At 60.4% G+C, this 15,653-nt stretch carries 16 protein-coding genes; 6 read left to right on the plus strand and 10 right to left on the minus strand.

What is annotated here, in order from left to right:
* On the plus strand, window positions 1-1,740 hold the full coding sequence (locus tag K3179_RS05135; RefSeq protein WP_221562763.1) for an acyl-CoA dehydrogenase family protein: 1,740 nt from the start codon (window positions 1-3) through the stop codon (window positions 1,738-1,740).
* 20 nt (window positions 1,741-1,760) lie between these two features.
* Here the strand turns inward: K3179_RS05135 and K3179_RS05140 are convergent, their stop codons facing one another.
* The gene (locus K3179_RS05140; protein WP_221562764.1) at window positions 1,761-3,212 is read right to left on the minus strand and encodes a PQQ-dependent sugar dehydrogenase; all 1,452 of its coding nucleotides are present in this window, start codon (window positions 3,210-3,212) and stop codon (window positions 1,761-1,763) included.
* Between the two features lie 77 nt (window positions 3,213-3,289).
* Between K3179_RS05140 and K3179_RS05145 the strand changes: the two genes are divergently transcribed.
* Complete coding sequence (locus K3179_RS05145) at window positions 3,290-3,772, plus strand: GAF domain-containing protein (protein ID WP_221562765.1); 483 nt, start codon at window positions 3,290-3,292, stop codon at window positions 3,770-3,772.
* A gap of 98 nt (window positions 3,773-3,870) precedes the next feature.
* Entirely contained in the window at window positions 3,871-4,635 is a 765-nt protein-coding gene (locus K3179_RS05150; protein WP_221562766.1) for a glycine zipper 2TM domain-containing protein, read from the plus strand.
* Between the two features lie 46 nt (window positions 4,636-4,681).
* On the opposite strand, the gene K3179_RS05155 is transcribed toward K3179_RS05150, so the two are convergent.
* The 6 genes from K3179_RS05155 to K3179_RS05180 all read right to left on the minus strand — a co-directional run bounded on the left by K3179_RS05155 (window position 4,682) and on the right by K3179_RS05180 (window position 10,508).
* Window positions 4,682-5,620 carry a ParB/RepB/Spo0J family partition protein gene (locus K3179_RS05155; protein WP_221562767.1) on the minus strand — a complete coding sequence of 313 codons (939 nt, stop codon included), beginning with the start codon at window positions 5,618-5,620 and terminating at the stop codon, window positions 4,682-4,684.
* Window positions 5,617-6,408 carry a ParA family protein gene (locus K3179_RS05160; RefSeq protein ID WP_221562768.1) on the minus strand — a complete coding sequence of 264 codons (792 nt, stop codon included), beginning with the start codon at window positions 6,406-6,408 and terminating at the stop codon, window positions 5,617-5,619. Before K3179_RS05160 ends, K3179_RS05155 begins: the two co-directional genes overlap by 4 nt.
* A complete protein-coding gene (gene rsmG / locus K3179_RS05165; protein WP_345722103.1) occupies window positions 6,405-7,040 on the minus strand; it encodes a 16S rRNA (guanine(527)-N(7))-methyltransferase RsmG in 636 nt (211 codons plus the stop codon). The genes K3179_RS05160 and rsmG overlap by 4 nt, the downstream gene beginning before the upstream one ends.
* A complete protein-coding gene (gene mnmG, locus K3179_RS05170) occupies window positions 7,037-8,890 on the minus strand; it encodes a tRNA uridine-5-carboxymethylaminomethyl(34) synthesis enzyme MnmG (protein WP_221562769.1) in 1,854 nt (617 codons plus the stop codon). The genes rsmG and mnmG overlap by 4 nt, the downstream gene beginning before the upstream one ends.
* A gap of 64 nt (window positions 8,891-8,954) precedes the next feature.
* On the minus strand, window positions 8,955-10,229 hold the full coding sequence (gene mnmE, locus K3179_RS05175; protein ID WP_221562770.1) for a tRNA uridine-5-carboxymethylaminomethyl(34) synthesis GTPase MnmE: 1,275 nt from the start codon (window positions 10,227-10,229) through the stop codon (window positions 8,955-8,957).
* 15 nt (window positions 10,230-10,244) lie between these two features.
* Window positions 10,245-10,508, minus strand: coding sequence for a DUF6489 family protein (locus K3179_RS05180; RefSeq protein WP_221562771.1), 264 nt, complete (start codon window positions 10,506-10,508; stop codon window positions 10,245-10,247).
* Between the two features lie 110 nt (window positions 10,509-10,618).
* Between K3179_RS05180 and K3179_RS05185 the strand changes: the two genes are divergently transcribed.
* Genes K3179_RS05185 through K3179_RS05195 form a run of 3 tightly spaced genes read left to right on the plus strand, consistent with a single transcriptional unit; the run spans window position 10,619 to window position 13,313 of the window.
* Window positions 10,619-11,314 carry a dienelactone hydrolase family protein gene (locus K3179_RS05185; RefSeq protein WP_221562772.1) on the plus strand — a complete coding sequence of 232 codons (696 nt, stop codon included), beginning with the start codon at window positions 10,619-10,621 and terminating at the stop codon, window positions 11,312-11,314.
* Between the two features lie 14 nt (window positions 11,315-11,328).
* A complete protein-coding gene (locus K3179_RS05190) occupies window positions 11,329-12,918 on the plus strand; it encodes an FMN-binding glutamate synthase family protein (protein WP_221562773.1) in 1,590 nt (529 codons plus the stop codon).
* On the plus strand, window positions 12,915-13,313 hold the full coding sequence (locus tag K3179_RS05195) for a nuclear transport factor 2 family protein (RefSeq protein ID WP_221562774.1): 399 nt from the start codon (window positions 12,915-12,917) through the stop codon (window positions 13,311-13,313). The genes K3179_RS05190 and K3179_RS05195 overlap by 4 nt, the downstream gene beginning before the upstream one ends.
* A gap of 28 nt (window positions 13,314-13,341) precedes the next feature.
* Here K3179_RS05195 and K3179_RS05200 read toward each other — a convergent pair whose 3' ends face one another.
* The 3 genes from K3179_RS05200 to K3179_RS05210 all read right to left on the minus strand — a co-directional run bounded on the left by K3179_RS05200 (window position 13,342) and on the right by K3179_RS05210 (window position 15,647).
* Complete coding sequence (locus K3179_RS05200) at window positions 13,342-13,731, minus strand: BLUF domain-containing protein (protein ID WP_221562775.1); 390 nt, start codon at window positions 13,729-13,731, stop codon at window positions 13,342-13,344.
* 43 nt (window positions 13,732-13,774) lie between these two features.
* Window positions 13,775-15,040, minus strand: coding sequence for a transcription termination factor Rho (rho, locus tag K3179_RS05205; protein WP_090477067.1), 1,266 nt, complete (start codon window positions 15,038-15,040; stop codon window positions 13,775-13,777).
* 163 nt (window positions 15,041-15,203) lie between these two features.
* On the minus strand, window positions 15,204-15,647 hold the full coding sequence (locus K3179_RS05210; protein WP_221562776.1) for a CopD family protein: 444 nt from the start codon (window positions 15,645-15,647) through the stop codon (window positions 15,204-15,206).
* Between the last annotated feature and the right edge of the window lie 6 nt (window positions 15,648-15,653).

Genomic DNA, 15,653 nt, shown 5'->3' on the forward strand with positions numbered 1-15,653 from the left:
GTGACTTACACTCCCGCCACCCAGGACCAGCTGCTCGCCATTCGGGTAAATGCCGGAATCGAAGAGCTCGCGGCGAGCGAGAAGTTCGCTGCTGCCGAGCCCGACATGGTCGAGGCTATCGTCGAAGGCGTCGGACAGTTTGCGGCAGGGGAATTCGCCCCGCTCAACCGGATCGGCGATCTGGAAGGTGCGAAGCTCGAAAATGGCGTGGTGCGCCTGCCGGACGGCTTCGACACTGCCTATGAGGCCTATGTCGAGCAGGGTTGGAATGCGATCGCGTCCCCCGCCGAATTCGGCGGACAGGGCCTCCCCTTCACTCTTGCCTGCAACGTGCTCGAAAACCTTGGCACGGCGAACATGGCCTTTAACCTCCTGCCGATGCTGAGCGTGGGCGCGATCGAAGCCCTCGAACATCACGGTTCGGAAGAACTACAGCAGAAGTATCTTCCGAAACTGGTTAGCGGCGAATGGTCCGGGACGATGAACCTGACCGAGCCGCAGGCCGGCAGCGACGTTGGTGCCCTGAGGGCAACCGCCATCCCGATCGAGGACGGCGAGCATGCCGGAAAATACCTCATCAAGGGTCAGAAGATCTACATCACCTGGGGCGAGCACGAGCTTTCCAAAAATATCATCCATCTCGTGTTGGCCCGGCTGCCGGATGCGCCGGAAGGCAGCAGGGGCATTTCCCTCTTCGTCGTGCCAAAATATCATGTCGATGCAGAAGGAAACCTCGGCACGAGAAATGACGTGCGCTGTGTCAGCCTCGAACATAAGCTTGGTATCAACGCCTCGCCCACCTGCGTGATGAGCTATGGCGATAACGACGAATGCATCGGTGAGATGGTCGGGGCTCCGCACCGCGGCCTGATGGCCATGTTCACGATGATGAACAACGCGCGCATCAATGTCGGCAACCAGGGCGTGCAGATCGGGGAGCGCGCGACCCAGCAGGCGATGGATTACGCGAAAGAGCGCGTCCAGTCGGCGCGCGCCGGCTCTCCCGATCGCAATCCCGTTTCGATTATCGAGCATCCCGATGTGCGGCGGATGCTGCTGAGGATGAAGGCACTGACGGAAGGTTCGCGTGCCCTGCTCTATTACACTGCCGGCCAGGTCGATCGCGGAACGCTCGGCGATGATGCGGCCCGGGCGCGAGGCGAAGTCCTGACGCCGCTGGTCAAGGCCTGGGGTACAGATATCGGGATCGAGGTCGCCAGCCTTGGCATCCAGGTCCACGGAGGCATGGGTTTCGTCGAGGAAACCGGTGCGGCCCAGCACTGGCGCGATTCGCGCATTGCTCCGATTTATGAAGGCACGAACGGTATCCAGGCGGCCGACCTCGTCACCCGCAAACTGGGCATGGACGACGGTCAGGCACTGATTTCGCTCACCGAAGACATCGCCCGCGAATGTGCGGACGAACCGGCACTGTTTTCTCTCGCGGGCGATTGCGCAGCCGTCGCCAAGTGGATGCGTGAAGAAGCCAGCCTGGACGATCGTCTTTCGGGCAGCGTTCCGTTCACGACCATGCTGTCGGTAGCCGTTGCCGGATGGCAGCTCCTTCGCCAGCTGCGCGCCGTAGAGGCTGGAAGTGCTCCTTCACTGGCGAAGACCAAGCCCGCGACCGTGCGCTTCTTCCTCGACCGGATCGTGCCGGAGGCGTCCGGCCTGCGCGCCGCTGCTACGGCGGGCTCGGAAGGTCTCTACGCCATCGACACGCAGGCACTCTTGGGCTGACGCAAGTTGCGCCGCGCGACTTAGTCGACAGTCACTTCCCGGGCGAAGTCCTCTCCGGAGAAAGTCGCAGACTGCCCTCTCAGCTCACGCTGCGGAGGCAGGCTGCGTCCGGTGACCCGCTCGATCCCGCCCTGCGGCGCTGCGCCCGGCGCGCTTACCCGCCAGATGATACCTGCGGTGTCGTCGCTGACGAGAAGCGAACCGTCCTGCGCCCATTCGACCCAGGTCGGGCGGCCACGGGTCTTGCCGTCGCCGGTCAGGAAACCGCCAAGCACCTCGATCGGCTGGCCCGTCGGGTTTCCACGGTCGTCGAAGGGAACATAAACGACATCGTAGCCGGATGGCGGCTTGCGGTTCCAGGAGCCGTGACGCGCGATAAACGCCCCGCTCGAGAACCCTTCACCCAAGGCAGCCCCTTCGCGGCTGAAGACAAGTCCTAGCGCGGCGACATGGGGTCCGAGAGCATATTCCGGCGTGCGGATATAGTTGATGTAGGACGGATAGGGATATTTGACCCGGCGATCGAAATTGTCCCCCCAATATACCCATGGCCATCCATATTGCGCGCCCACAGGGACATTGGTGAGATAGTCCGGGACCAGATCCGAGCCGAGCATGTCGCGCTCGTTCACAGTCGTCCAGAGCTCGCCAGACCATGGGCTGAAATCGAGCCCGTTGGCGTTACGCAGGCCACCTGCAAAAACCCGCTGGGTTCCCGATTCGAGGTTCAGCTCCCAGATCAGGGCGCGGCCTTTTTCTGCCTCCATGCCCTTGTCGCCGATATTGGTGTCGGAGCCGACCGCTACGTATAGCCGATCGCCGTCCGGATGCAGGGCCAGGTTGCGCATCCAGTGCCCTCCGCCAGGCGCAAGGTCGGCCAGCTTCTTGGAAGGCCCCGAGACAGTTTGGGCACCCAGCTCGTAAGGGAAAGCGAGTACTTCGTCGTGATTGGCGACGTAAAGCGTCCCATCGTTCCAGGCGAGACCCGACGGCGAATCGAGATCTTCCAACAGGACGAGCTTCGTTTCCGCAGCCCCGTCCCCGTCGGCGTCGCGCAGCAAGACGACCTGGTTGGGCGATTCGCCGCCAGCTCCGGCGCGGCTCTTCAGCAAATCGGCAATCCACGCTGTCAGCCCGCCCTCGTCCTTGGCGGGAGCGCGCGTCAGGGAGACCAGAATATCGCCGTTCGGCAATGCCTGCAGCGTGCGGGGATGTTCGAGGCCGTCGGCAAAGCGCTGGACCTGCAGACCTTCCGCAGCGGTCGGCACCTCGTCCGCCTTCCATCCGATCGGCTCGGCAATGGCAACAGTGGGAAAAGCCTCGGCATCCGGTTCGTCCAGGCGGGGGTCGGTCCCGACGACTTCATCGAACGGAATGTCCGCCGTATCGCCCCTCGAGAGGAAGTAGAAAACGATCGCCAGCACGGCGATGACGACAAGGAGGGCGATGCCCAGCTTCTTGAGGATGCTCATGGAGCCTAGCGTTACGCCAGCAAGGCATGGGCCGCAACGCCCCTTGCATACCGTGTCCTTTGACCTAGATCGCCATCATGTACGATTTCCGTCCGGCAGACGACTGCCCGAAGCCCGAGGCCTACCGTCAACTCATCGACGCTGCGGACGCATTGACGTCCGGAGAAAGCGATGCAGTGGCGAATATGGCGAATATCGCAGCCCTGCTTTGGGAGTTCCTGCCCGACCTGAATTGGGCTGGCTTCTACCGCGTGGTCGGGGACGAACTCGTGCTCGGGCCGTTCATGGGGCGCCCTGCGTGTATTCGCATCCCTCTCGGAAATGGCGTTTGCGGGGCGGCTGCCAAGTCGGGGGGCACGCAACTGGTCGAGGATGTACACGCCTTTCCGGGGCACATTGCATGTGACGCCGTGACGAATTCCGAACTGGTCGTGCCCGTGCTTCGGGATGGCCGCGTAGTTGGCGTGATCGATCTCGATAGCCCCACGAAAGCGCGATTCGACGAGGATGATCGCGCCGGTATCGAGGGACTGGCTTCGGTTCTTTCCGACCGGATTTAACCTGCCCCGGGATAAGACGGGTCGATTGTCCTCTTTGCGCGATGGCGTCTGCCTTGGTAGTTGCAGCACCATTCCTGTCCCGCTTGCGGAGAACCAGAATGAAGTGCGCATCCCTCGTTATCGCCAGCATCACTCTTATCACAACCGCTCCGGCCGTTGCGCAGGGCCAAGCGGCTGCGGAAGAGGTAAGCGCTGGAGCGCAGGCTGACGTTCAAGTCAGCAACGAGGTGGTCGAAACCAATTTCCCCGCCCAGAGCGTCATTCCGCCGCGACCCGCCCCAGTCATCATAGAGCGCGTGGAAATCGAGGGGGTCCCCACCCGTGCAGGGGCCGATTTCGTTCGCTCCGGCACGCAAACGGGCCCGGTTGCTGCCTATCGTATGCAGCGGACATATCTTGAGCAGGCCGACGGTTCGCGCGTGGAGGTCGTGGGTCTGCCCACAGGGGCTCGGGTAGTAAGCTTCAATCGTGAAGCCTGGCTGTCCGAGTGCCGAAACCGGCTTGCGACTCATGACGAGAGCGAGCGTGGAAAGGTTATCGGCGCCCTCGCAGGGGCAGCGCTCGGGGGCGTGGCAGGAAATCGCATTGCCGGGAGCGGCAACCGGTTGGTGGGAACGGTCGCTGGTGCAGCAGTTGGCGCACTTGCGGGAGGCGCGATCCGGGATTCGATCGACGACAATAAAACTGCGCCGGCCTCCGCTTACGGAGAGTGCGAAGCGTATCTCGACGACTACATGCAGACCGCGATCAATGGCGGCTTTGGCAATCGACCAAGCTACGCAGGAGAGGAGTACATGCTTGTCCCGGTAACGGTCTCCGAACCGCAGAAAGCCGTCTATCGGGAAGTTGCACCCAGCGAGTAAACTAGCACCGCTGAATGCAAACCCCTGTTAAATAAAAGGGATTTTTCTAAATATCACCACCGGTAAGGCGCTGGCAGATCAGGTCGAGCTGGTCGAGCGTTCGATAACGGATCGTCACTGTACCCGTGCTCGGCGTTTCATCAGTCCTGATCTTGACCGGCAAACCCAGAAATTCCTCCAGATGGCCCTGCACCGCCGCGATGTCGGCATCCGTTTCCGCCTCGGGCACGGCAGGTTTTGGACCGCGAGCGCGAACGGGCGCCTTACCCTTGCGGACAAGCTTCTCGACTTCGCGTACCGAAAGACCTTCCTTGGCAGCGCGTGCAGCAATTTCGGACGCATCATCATTGCCGATCAGCGCGCGTGCGTGTCCCATCGATAGCCTTGAGGCCGCCAGCAAATCGAGCACATCTTCAGGCAAGGCGAGCAAGCGCTGCAAATTGGCAATGTGACTGCGTGATTTGTCGACAAGTCCTGCAATCTCGGCCTGCGTCATGCCCTCGTCTTCGGAGAGCTTTTGATAAGCCCGCGCTTCCTCAAGTGGGTTCAGGTCTTCGCGCTGCAGGTTCTCGATAAGGGCGAGCGCCAATACTTCCCGCTCGTCCAGTTCGCGGACAATTGCGGGGATCTGGTGCAAACGGGCGCGTTGTGCGGCGCGCCAGCGACGCTCACCGGCTACCAGGCGGTATTTACCGCCCCCTTTCGAGGTCACTATGACCGGCTGTATGACCCCCCGTTGGGCGATTGAGGCTGCCAGCTCGTCGAGAGCCTCGTCATCGAAGTGCGTTCGTGGCTGACCAGGTAGCGGTTCGATGTCCGCAACCGGAATTGCCGAAAGCCCCGACGCAGCGCTAGCGGCGCCCGCAGCTTCCATTTCGTTGCTTTCGTTACTAGAACTGACCAACGGCTCTTCGCGCTGGACCTCGCCAAGCAAGGCGCCCAGCCCGCGGCCCAGTTTCTTCTTACGGTCGATAGCCTGGCTCACGCGGCCTTCCTCCTCTCGGGTAGTCTTCCGATCAATTCGCGCGCCAAACCGATGTAGGCACGGCTGCCCGGACAATTATGGTCATAGACAAGCGCCGGCATCCCGTGGCTGGGCGCTTCGGACAAACGTACATTGCGCGGAATGACGTTCTCGAACACGAGATTGCCGAGGCAATCCCTTACATCGTCCGCCACCTGATCGGTCAGGCGATTGCGGCGGTCGAACATGGTCAGGGCGATCCCCACGATCCCGAGGTCGGGGTTGAAGCGTTGCTGCACCCTTTCGACCGTTTGCAGGAGCTGGCTAAGTCCCTCGAGCGCAAAAAACTCGCACTGGAGGGGGACGAGGAGCGTATCTGCAGCGCCAAGCGCATTCAAGGTAAGGAGACCCAAGGAAGGCGGGCAATCGATGAAACAGATATCGTAACTTGCGAAACCATTCTGACCGGATTGTGCAAGCGCCTTCGAAAGCCGTGAAGTCCGATCATCGACTGCGACAAGTTCCACCTCCGCCCCGGACAAATCCTGAGTAGCGGGAACGATATCCAACCCGGGAATTTCAGTGGGCTGGGCGCATTGCGTCAGTTCAGCTTCCTCCAGAAGCAGATCATAGCTCGAATTGACACGATGGGCGCTATCGATGCCCATCCCCGTCGAAGCATTACCCTGCGGATCGAGATCTATCAGGAGAGTTTTCCAGCCGGTCGCGGCCATCGCCGTGGCAATATTGATAGCGGTAGTGGTTTTACCGACTCCGCCTTTCTGGTTGGCAATTGCAACGGTAATCACTTTTTGTCCCTCACCTTGCCTCGGCCAACGATAATCCCCGCCTCGGAGCTCGTAATCGATTGTTCCACGTGAAACATTCTCGACTCTTGTTCGGGAAGATTTTGTACTTCTTGGGCTGCCGAACGCCCTTTCGGCAACACCCAATACGTGTCGGCTGTGGAGAAGCGTGCGGATAAACGCAGGAGTTTGTCCAGCGGTGCGAAAGCCCGCGCACTAATAGCGTCGGCTTGAACGGTATCTACCAACTCCAATCGCGACCCCTCGATCGTGCAATTCCGCAGGTCCATTTCCGCTTTCATTTTCTTGAGCCATTCAACCCTCAATGCGCGAGATTCTATAAGGGTGAACGACATTTCCGGCCGCAATGTTGCGAGGACCAATCCAGGAAAGCCCGCCCCGCTTCCCAGGTCGAGCCACGGCCCCTGTGTTTCACGTGGAACAAACCTCAGCAATTGGGCAGAATCCAGAAAGTGTCGTACCCACAGGCTGTCTAGGGAGCCTCTGGCCACCAGGTTCTGCCGAAAATTTTCTTCCTTCAGGCGCCCAGCCAACAGCTCAAGGCGCTTAATTGCGTCATCCCCGCCAAGATCCGAAATATACGCGCGAGCGCGACTTTCTTCCGATATGATCACGCTAGCGCCCCTTGTTCGCGCTTTACGTGAACCATCAGTGCCGCGAGCGCCGACGGGGTAATTCCCGGAACACGGCCGGCCGCAGCGAGTGTGGCAGGCCTTGCATTACTTAGGCGCTCGACCATTTCGTTCGAAAGGCCGGGTACCCCAGCATAAGCGAACGCGTCGGGGATTTTTAGATGCTCACCCGCGCTCAGTTCGCGTAGTTCGGCGTCCTGGCGGTCGAGATATGGGGCATAGAATGCATCTTCGGCGAGCTCGACGGCAAGGGCGTCCTTATGATCCAATCGTTCCAGGTGGTCAGCAATGTCGGCAAGGGACACGTGTCCCCCACGCAGCCAATCCCGTGCGCTGCGAGGCCCAGCATCTTGCTTCACTTTATGACCGGATTGGTGGAGCGTTTTCCCGGCGATCGGTTGAGACAACAGGTCATCTATAGCTTCGCGTCGCTTTTCGCGGGCCTCGAACCAAACCTTGCGGTCCTTGCCGATGATCCCTGCGATCAGCCCCAATGGTGTCAGCCGTGTGTCGGCATTGGCCGCCCGAAGCCGCAATCGATACTCTGCCCGCGAGGTCAGCATGCGATAAGGTTCAGTAACGCCCTGCAATGTCAGGTCGTCGATCATCACCGCCATATAGGAGTTTGCACGATTTAGCTCGACCGGCTCCTTCGAAAGCACTTTCGCAGCCGCATTCATCCCGGCAATGAGTCCCTGTGCCGCAGCCTCTTCATAGCCCGTGGTCCCATTGATCTGTCCTGCACAATAAAGGCCCGGAACATCTCGAACCTCAAGCGTAGCTCGCAGCACCCTAGGGTCTATATGATCATATTCGACCGCGTAGCCCGGAACCTCCATCACCACTTTCTCAAGTCCCTCCATTGCCCTCAGCATGTCCAGCTGGACGTCGACCGGCAAAGAAGTGCTGATCCCGTTTGGATAGACGAGGTGAGTCGAAAGCCCCTCGGGTTCGAGGAAGATTTGATGTCCGTCACGATCACCGAAGCGATGGATTTTGTCCTCGATTGACGGGCAATATCGAGGTCCTGCGGCACCGATTGCTCCCGAAAACAACGGAGAGCGATCGAGGTTCGCTCTGATTATGTCATGCGATTGCCCATTGGTTCGGCTGATGGCGCAGTAGACCTGAGGATTCACCCGCCGCTCGCTCAAAGACGACATCGTCCAGCTGTCACCATCCGAGGGCTGCTCTTCCAGCTTCGCCCAATCGATAGTACGCCCGTCAAGCCGGGGCGGCGTACCCGTCTTGAGACGCGCCATCGGAAGGTCTGCGTCGCGCAATTGCTGGGCGAGCCGTTGCGCTGCGTTCTCCCCGATGCGCCCGCCGGTGAAACGTTCTTCACCGCGAAACAGCGTTCCACCCAGGAATGTCCCGGTACAGAGAACGACCGCGCCACCTTGGATAGCCTGACCATCGGCAAGTTCGATCCCTTCAACCTTACCGCCCAAAAGTCTTAGTGCGGCAGCCTCGCCCTCAATCAATGTCAAATTCGGATAGTTGCTGACCACGCTCTGCACGGCCCGATGGAACAGCGCCCGATCGGCCTGCACCCGCGGCCCCCAAACTGCGCTACCCTTAGAGCGATTGAGCATCCGGTAGTGAATGGCTGCAGCGTCGGCAGCACGTCCGAGCACTCCATCCAGTGCGTCCACCTCACGAACAAGGTGGCCTTTACCCAAGCCGCCGATGGCCGGGTTGCAACTCATCGCTCCGATCTTTGACAGGTCAAAGCTTACGAGGGCTGTGCGCGCACCCATGCGCGCCGAAGCACAAGCGGCCTCCACGCCGGCGTGGCCGCCGCCGATAACGATAATGTCGAAGCTTTGCATGTGTTCGCCGATAAATGGGTTTTGTTATCGGGTCAAAGCCCGTCGTGTTCCACGTGGAACAATCCTACTTTCCGATGCAGAAGCGGCCGAAAAGGGCATCGAGCACCTCCTCCGTAGATTGACGACCAAGCAGACGGTCGAACGCCCGCCTTGCCAGCCGTAGCCGCTCCCCCGTTATAAGAAGGTCTCCTTCCGGAATGATCTCCTGGAGCGCAGACACTGCCTCGGCCAGCGCTTGCGATTGGCGAAGGTTGAAAGCCGCCTCACCGGGCTTCGGGATCAATTTCTTCGCCCTCCCGACCAATTCCTCGACAAGTTCATCGAGCCCTGTTCCATCGAGAGCGGATACCGCATGGCTGGCGCCGGGCTTAATCGCGACGCCGAGGTCCGCTTTGGATGAAACCTCTACGCAGCCCACAGGCCCCTCGCCTTCGGCCCCAAGCCAAAGGACGATGTCGGCCCTTTCCAATTCCCTGCGCGCACGATCGATGCCGATCGCCTCGATCTCGGCAGCGCCTTCGTCCCTTAGGCCGGCCGTATCGATGAGGACGAACGGCACGCCACCGAATGCTATCGGTCGCTCGATGACATCGCGCGTGGTTCCCGCCTCGTCGGCCACGATGGCCGCGCCCTCATCCAGTAAGGCGTTGAAGAGAGAAGATTTGCCTGCGTTCGGCGGCCCCGCCAATACAACCCTGACCCCGTCCCGCAGGCGCTCGGCGCGCGGAACGCTCAACGCCTTCTCAATTTCGCCGATAATCTCGGTGAGCCCGGACTCGAAAGCCTCTGGAAGCCCCTCGACATCGTCTTCATCTGAGAAGTCGAGCGCCGCTTCCACGAAGGCAGACAGCGTCAACACCCTGCTGCGCCAACCATCGACCTTGGCGGAAAGCACGCCGCCCGCAGAGGCCTGCGCCGCTATCCTTTGGAGCTCGGTTTCCGCAGACAAGAGATCGGCAAGGCCCTCGGCCTCCGCTAGATCCATCACGCCATTTGCAAACGCGCGACGCGTAAACTCGCCCGGCTCCGCGCGGCGCAAGCCGTCCAAGGCCTCCAGGGCCTTCTCGACTGCCGCGATCACTGCCCTGCCCCCGTGGCAGTGTATCTCCACAAGGTCCTCGCCTGTGGCTGTCTTCGGGCCATCGAACCGAAGCACAAGCGCCCGGTCCACAACCTCACCGGATGCGTCCCTGATCGAGCGCAGTGCCGCTCGCCGTGCTTCGGGAAGTGCGCCCGAAACAGATTCGAGAGCGCTTTTCGCCCTGCTTCCGCTGATCCTGATCACCCCGATTGCAGCTGGGGGCGACCCGCTCGAAAGAGCGAAGATCGTATCACTCATGACAAAACGGCGAGCCTAGTCGTCGGAGGACTTGTCGGATTTCGATGTGCTGCGCGCCGCGTTAGCGCCTTCCATGAAACTCTGAAACAGCTTGAATCCAGCCTGGCCCATGGGTGCGAGCTGGCGCGCGTACTCCTGGAGCTGGTCCGGGCTCGACACGCCCTTCATCGCCTTCGACATCATATCGACATAGACGGCGTTCGCCTTGCCGACATCCGGCAAGCCCATAAAGGTCCGCGCCTCCTCCGGCGTACAATCTATTTCGATATGGACCTTCATCGCGTTTCCTCCGTTGAACTCCAGAAGACCTCTGGGTCTTTTGTTATCTGGGTTTGCCAGCCCCGCAGCGCAAGCGCTAGGCCTGCAAACGATAAAGGGAGAATACACGCATGAGCGAAATGGTCACCATCTCCACTCTCGACGGAGAGAACACCTTCAACGCCTACGTGGCCCGCCCTGCCGGAGAGGCGAAGGCGGCGATCGTGGTCATCCAGGAAATCTTCGGGATCAACGCAGGCATCCGGCGCAAGTGCGACAAGCTGGCGGAAGATGGTTACCTCGCGGTGGCTCCCGACCTTTTCTGGCAATTCGAGGACGGGATCGAACTCGATCCGGATATCGAACCGGAAATGAACAAGGCCTTGGATTTGTTCGGTAAGTTCGATCAGGATCAGGGCGTCAGGGATATCGAGGCGGCGATCAAGTACGCTCGCGCCGAAGGCTGCTCCAAGGTTGGCGCAGTCGGGTACTGCCTTGGCGGACGCCTCGCCTACATGACCGCCGCACGCACGGACAGTGATGCCACCGTCGGATATTATGCCGTCGGCATCGACAACCTCCTCGACGAGAAGCACGCCATCGCAAATCCCCTCATGCTGCATATCCCCACAGAGGACGGCTTCGTGGACAAGGATACGCAGGCAGCGATGCATGCCGGCCTCGACGACCACCCCAAGGTAACGCTCCACGACTACGAAGGCCTGGATCATGGATTTGCGACCGAATTCGGCAATCGCCGCAGCGAGGAAGCAGCAAATCTCGCCGATAGCCGCACGAGCGAGTTTTTCGCGAAACACCTGGCCTGAAGGCGTCGGTCCCGATGGATAAGCTCCCTTTCCGGTACATTATCCCCGTCCTCCTTTACGCTTTGGTGGCGATTGCCGGACTGTGGGAACCGGCGAGGTGGTCCCTGTGGATCCTCGTACCCGCTCTGCTGGTCGCAGTTTGGGATTTCTCGCAGGAAAAACATACGCTTAGGAGAAATTATCCGCTGATTGCCCGGATCCGGTGGATCATGGAGGATCTGCGTCCCTTCGCTCAATCCTATGTCGTCGAAGGGGATCTCGAAGGCAGGCCCTTCAGCCACCAGGCTCGCGCACTCGTTTACGCAAGGGCAAAGGGCGATCTGGATTCCCATCCCATGGGTACCGAACTGGATGTGTACTCCGACGAGTATGAATGGGTCGGGCATTCGATCGCCCCGTCCTCCGCAGCGCCCGAAGAGTGGCGCGTCACGGTCGGCGAGAAAACTTGCGCCAAACCGTACTCGTCGTCCCTGCTCAATATTTCGGCGATGAGCTTCGGCTCGCTGTCCGGTCGTGCGATCGAAGCTCTCAACGCCGGCGCAAAGGAAGGAAACTTTGCGCACAACACCGGCGAAGGCTCGATCAGCAAATACCACCGCAAGCCCGGCGGCGACCTGATCTGGGAGCTTGGCAGCGGGTATTTCGGCGCCAGGGCGAAGGACGGCCGTTTCGATCCCGACCAGTTCAAGGAGAATGCTAGCTCCGACCAGGTCAAGATGATCGAGCTGAAACTAAGCCAGGGTGCAAAGCCGGGTCATGGGGGCGTCTTGCCCGGAGCTAAAGTGACCAAGGAAATTGCCGAAGCTCGCGGTGTGCCGGTGGGCGAGACCGTAACCTCCCCGGCAGCACATCCGGAATTCGCCACGCCTATCGAAATGCTCGAGTTCGTCACGAGACTGCGCGAATTGTCGGGCGGAATACCTGTCGGCATCAAGCTTTGCGTGGGCCTCCCGCACGAGATCTTCGCCGTTGGAAAGGCGATGCTCGAAACGGGGATGCACCCCGATTTCATCACCGTAGATGGCGCGGAAGGCGGGACCGGGGCCGCGCCGCTCGAACTGTCGAATTCGGTCGGAATGCCGCTGCGCGAAGGCCAGATTTTCGTACGGAACATGCTGGTGGGCACCGGCCTGCGCGACAAGGTCAAAATTGCTACGTCCGGCAAGATCCATTCGGGCGCGCAAATGGCCAAGAGCTTCGCCCTCGGTGCCGACTGGTGCAATGCGGCGCGGCCTTTCATGTTCTCGCTCGGCTGCGTGCAGTCGATGAATTGTCACAAGGGCACCTGCCCTACGGGCATCGCGACACAGGAAGAGTGGCGTCAGCGTGGCCTGATTGTCGAAGACAAGGCCCCGCGCGTAGCCCGCTTCCAGCGGCAGACCCTGCATTCCTTGCGCGAGATCACGATCGCCATGGGGCTCGATAACCCGTGGGACATGAAACCGCTTGATATGCGCGAGCGGATCAATGGGGCGCGATCCGATGCCTTCGACAAGATATACTATTTTGCCGAAGCGGGCGTGCTGCTCGACAAGCCCTCCTCCACTCCCCTCGCCCGCCATTGGGAGGCGGCGAGAGCCGACAGTTTCCGGAGGCACGCATGAGCGCCAAGATCGGTTTGAAGCGATGGCATGAGGTAATCGATGCCGGGTCGCAGCCGGAGGACCTCGCCGCAATCATCCGGGAAGATGCCCGGTTCCACTCACCCGTGGTGCATACGCCGCAAGAGGGCCGGGATCTGGTGGTCGGTTACCTCTCCGCTGCAGGCAAGACCCTTGGAAACGACAGTTTCACCTATGTCCGCGAACTCGTGGACGGCCCCCACGCCATGCTGGAATTCACTACGGAAATGGGCGGGATACACGTCAACGGGATCGACCTGATCGAATTCGACGACGCCGGTATGATCGTGGATTTCAAGGTGATGGTGAGACCGCTGAAGGCAGTAAACAAGGTCTGGGAAGAAATGGCAGCCATGCTGCAAAAGCAGGCGAGCTGACCTACTGACCAGCTCTCTCGGGCAAGGTTTATTTTCCCAGGAAATCATCCACCAGCGCGAAGATCTCCCGGCCGCCGGGCTTGGGCGCCAGTTTGCGCCTCAATTCCTCAATGGCCGGCTCAGCCGAAAAAGAAATCAGGTGCTTCATTTCCCAATCGGGAAACCAGCGCTCGTCTGCCGCACTGCGGTGCAGGACCTCGATAGTGTGATGCCTCGGATCCGCTTCCAGGTCTTCCAGCAAGGCTTGGAGCGCCAATGCCGGTCCTTCGATCATCTGTAAGAAGCGGTCCGCATCGTACAGCAGAAAGCCTGTCACCGCACGCTTGGGATTGTTGCGCGCCGAAACCTCCACGATCTCGAACACGTCGGGCGTGTCGGTGCCTTTGGCGGCGATGCTGCTGTAGACGATCCGATCCACTGAAGTGCCGCACGGCGGGGCGGGCCCGCCGTACCTCGTCCTCCTACTGGTTCATATTGGCGAAGAAGTCTTCGTTGGTCTTGGAATCCTTCATCTTGTCGAGGAGGAATTCCATCGCATCGACCGTGCCCATCTGCATGAGGATACGGCGCAGGACCCACATCTTCGAAAGCTTGTCCTTCTCGACCAGCAGTTCTTCCTTGCGGGTACCGGACTTGCCGACGTCCAAAGCCGGGAAGATGCGCTTGTCGGCAACCTTGCGGTCGAGGACGATTTCGCTGTTACCCGTGCCCTTGAATTCTTCGAAGATGACCTCGTCCATGCGGCTGCCGGTGTCGATCAGCGCGGTGGCGATGATGGACAGCGAGCCACCTTCTTCGATGTTACGCGCAGCACCGAAGAAGCGCTTGGGGCGCTGGAGGGCATTGGCATCGACACCGCCGGTGAGCACCTTGCCCGAGCTGGGCACAACGGTGTTGTAGGCGCGGCCGAGACGGGTGATGGAGTCGAGCAGGATGACGACGTCGCGCTTGTGCTCGACGAGACGCTTCGCCTTCTCGATCACCATTTCGGCGACCTGGACGTGGCGGTTTGCGGGTTCGTCGAAGGTCGAGGAGATCACTTCACCCTTCACGCTGCGCTGCATGTCGGTGACCTCTTCCGGACGCTCATCGACGAGCAGGACCAAGAGGAAGACTTCCGGATGGTTGTCGGTGATCGCCTTGGCGATATTCTGCAGCAGGACGGTCTTACCGGTACGCGGCGGAGCGACGATCAGCGCGCGCTGCCCCTTGCCCTGCGGCGAGATGATATCGATCACGCGCGCCGACTTGTCCTGGACCGTCGGATCGAGCGTATCGAGCGACAGCTTCTGTTCCGGATAAAGCGGGGTCAGGTTGTCGAAATTGGTGCGGTGGCGGACCTGGTCAGGATCTTCGAAATTGACGCTGGTCAGCTTCGTCAGCGCGAAATAGCGCTCGCCTTCCTTCGGCGCGCGGATTTCACCTTCGACCGTGTCACCGGTGCGCAGGCCCCATTTGCGGACCTGGTTCGGCGAGACGTAGATATCGTCGGGACCGGCGAGATAATTCGCTTCTGGGCTGCGCAGGAAGCCGAAGCCGTCCTGCAGCACTTCGATCGTGCCGATGCCCATGATCTTTTCGTCGTATTCTTCATCTTCCGCCAGTTCGCGCAGAATGCAGAACATGAGGTCCTGACGGCGCATGGTGGAAGCGCCCTCGACGCCCAGTTCCTCGGCCATTGCCACGAGGTCTGCAGGCGCTTTTGCTTTCAAATCTTTGAGATGCATGTGTTTTTACTCAGGTATGTGGAATAGCCGGCGGGTCGGTATGGGCTTGGAGAAAGCAGACCCGGCACCCTTTTGAATCGCGGGGGCCTATCGCCGGTTGGTGGAATGCAGATAAATGTCGCCCCGCCCGCCGTCAATCGGCAAACGATGGTCGCGACCGGCGTCAGAACGGTTTGACGATCACCAGGACGACAATCACCGCAAGCAGGATGCCGGGCACTTCGCCGTACAGCCGCAACTGCTTTTCGCTCAGCGGGCGGTCCCCTTTCGACATGGCCTTCGACTTGGCGACCATGAATCCGTGAAAACCGGTCAGAAGCAGCACGAACAGCAGTTTCGCATGAAACCAGCCTTGGTCGAAGGCACCGATGCTCATCGCAAGCGCGAGACCAAGGACCCAGACGACGATCAGGCTGGGCGTGAGGATGATCTTGCGCAGCAGGCCCATGCGCTTGGCCCAAGTCGCTTCCTCTTCGGATCCCGCCGCGGCCTCGTGGCAGTAAATCATCTGGCGCGGGAGCATGAACAGGCCGGCCATCCAGAACACCATGAAAATGATGTGGCCGGCCTTGAGCCAAAGATAGGTCATCGCAAGAATATCCTGCATGCAGTC

Source organism: Qipengyuania intermedia (genome assembly GCF_019711615.1).
Lineage (GTDB): Bacteria > Pseudomonadota > Alphaproteobacteria > Sphingomonadales > Sphingomonadaceae > Qipengyuania > Qipengyuania intermedia.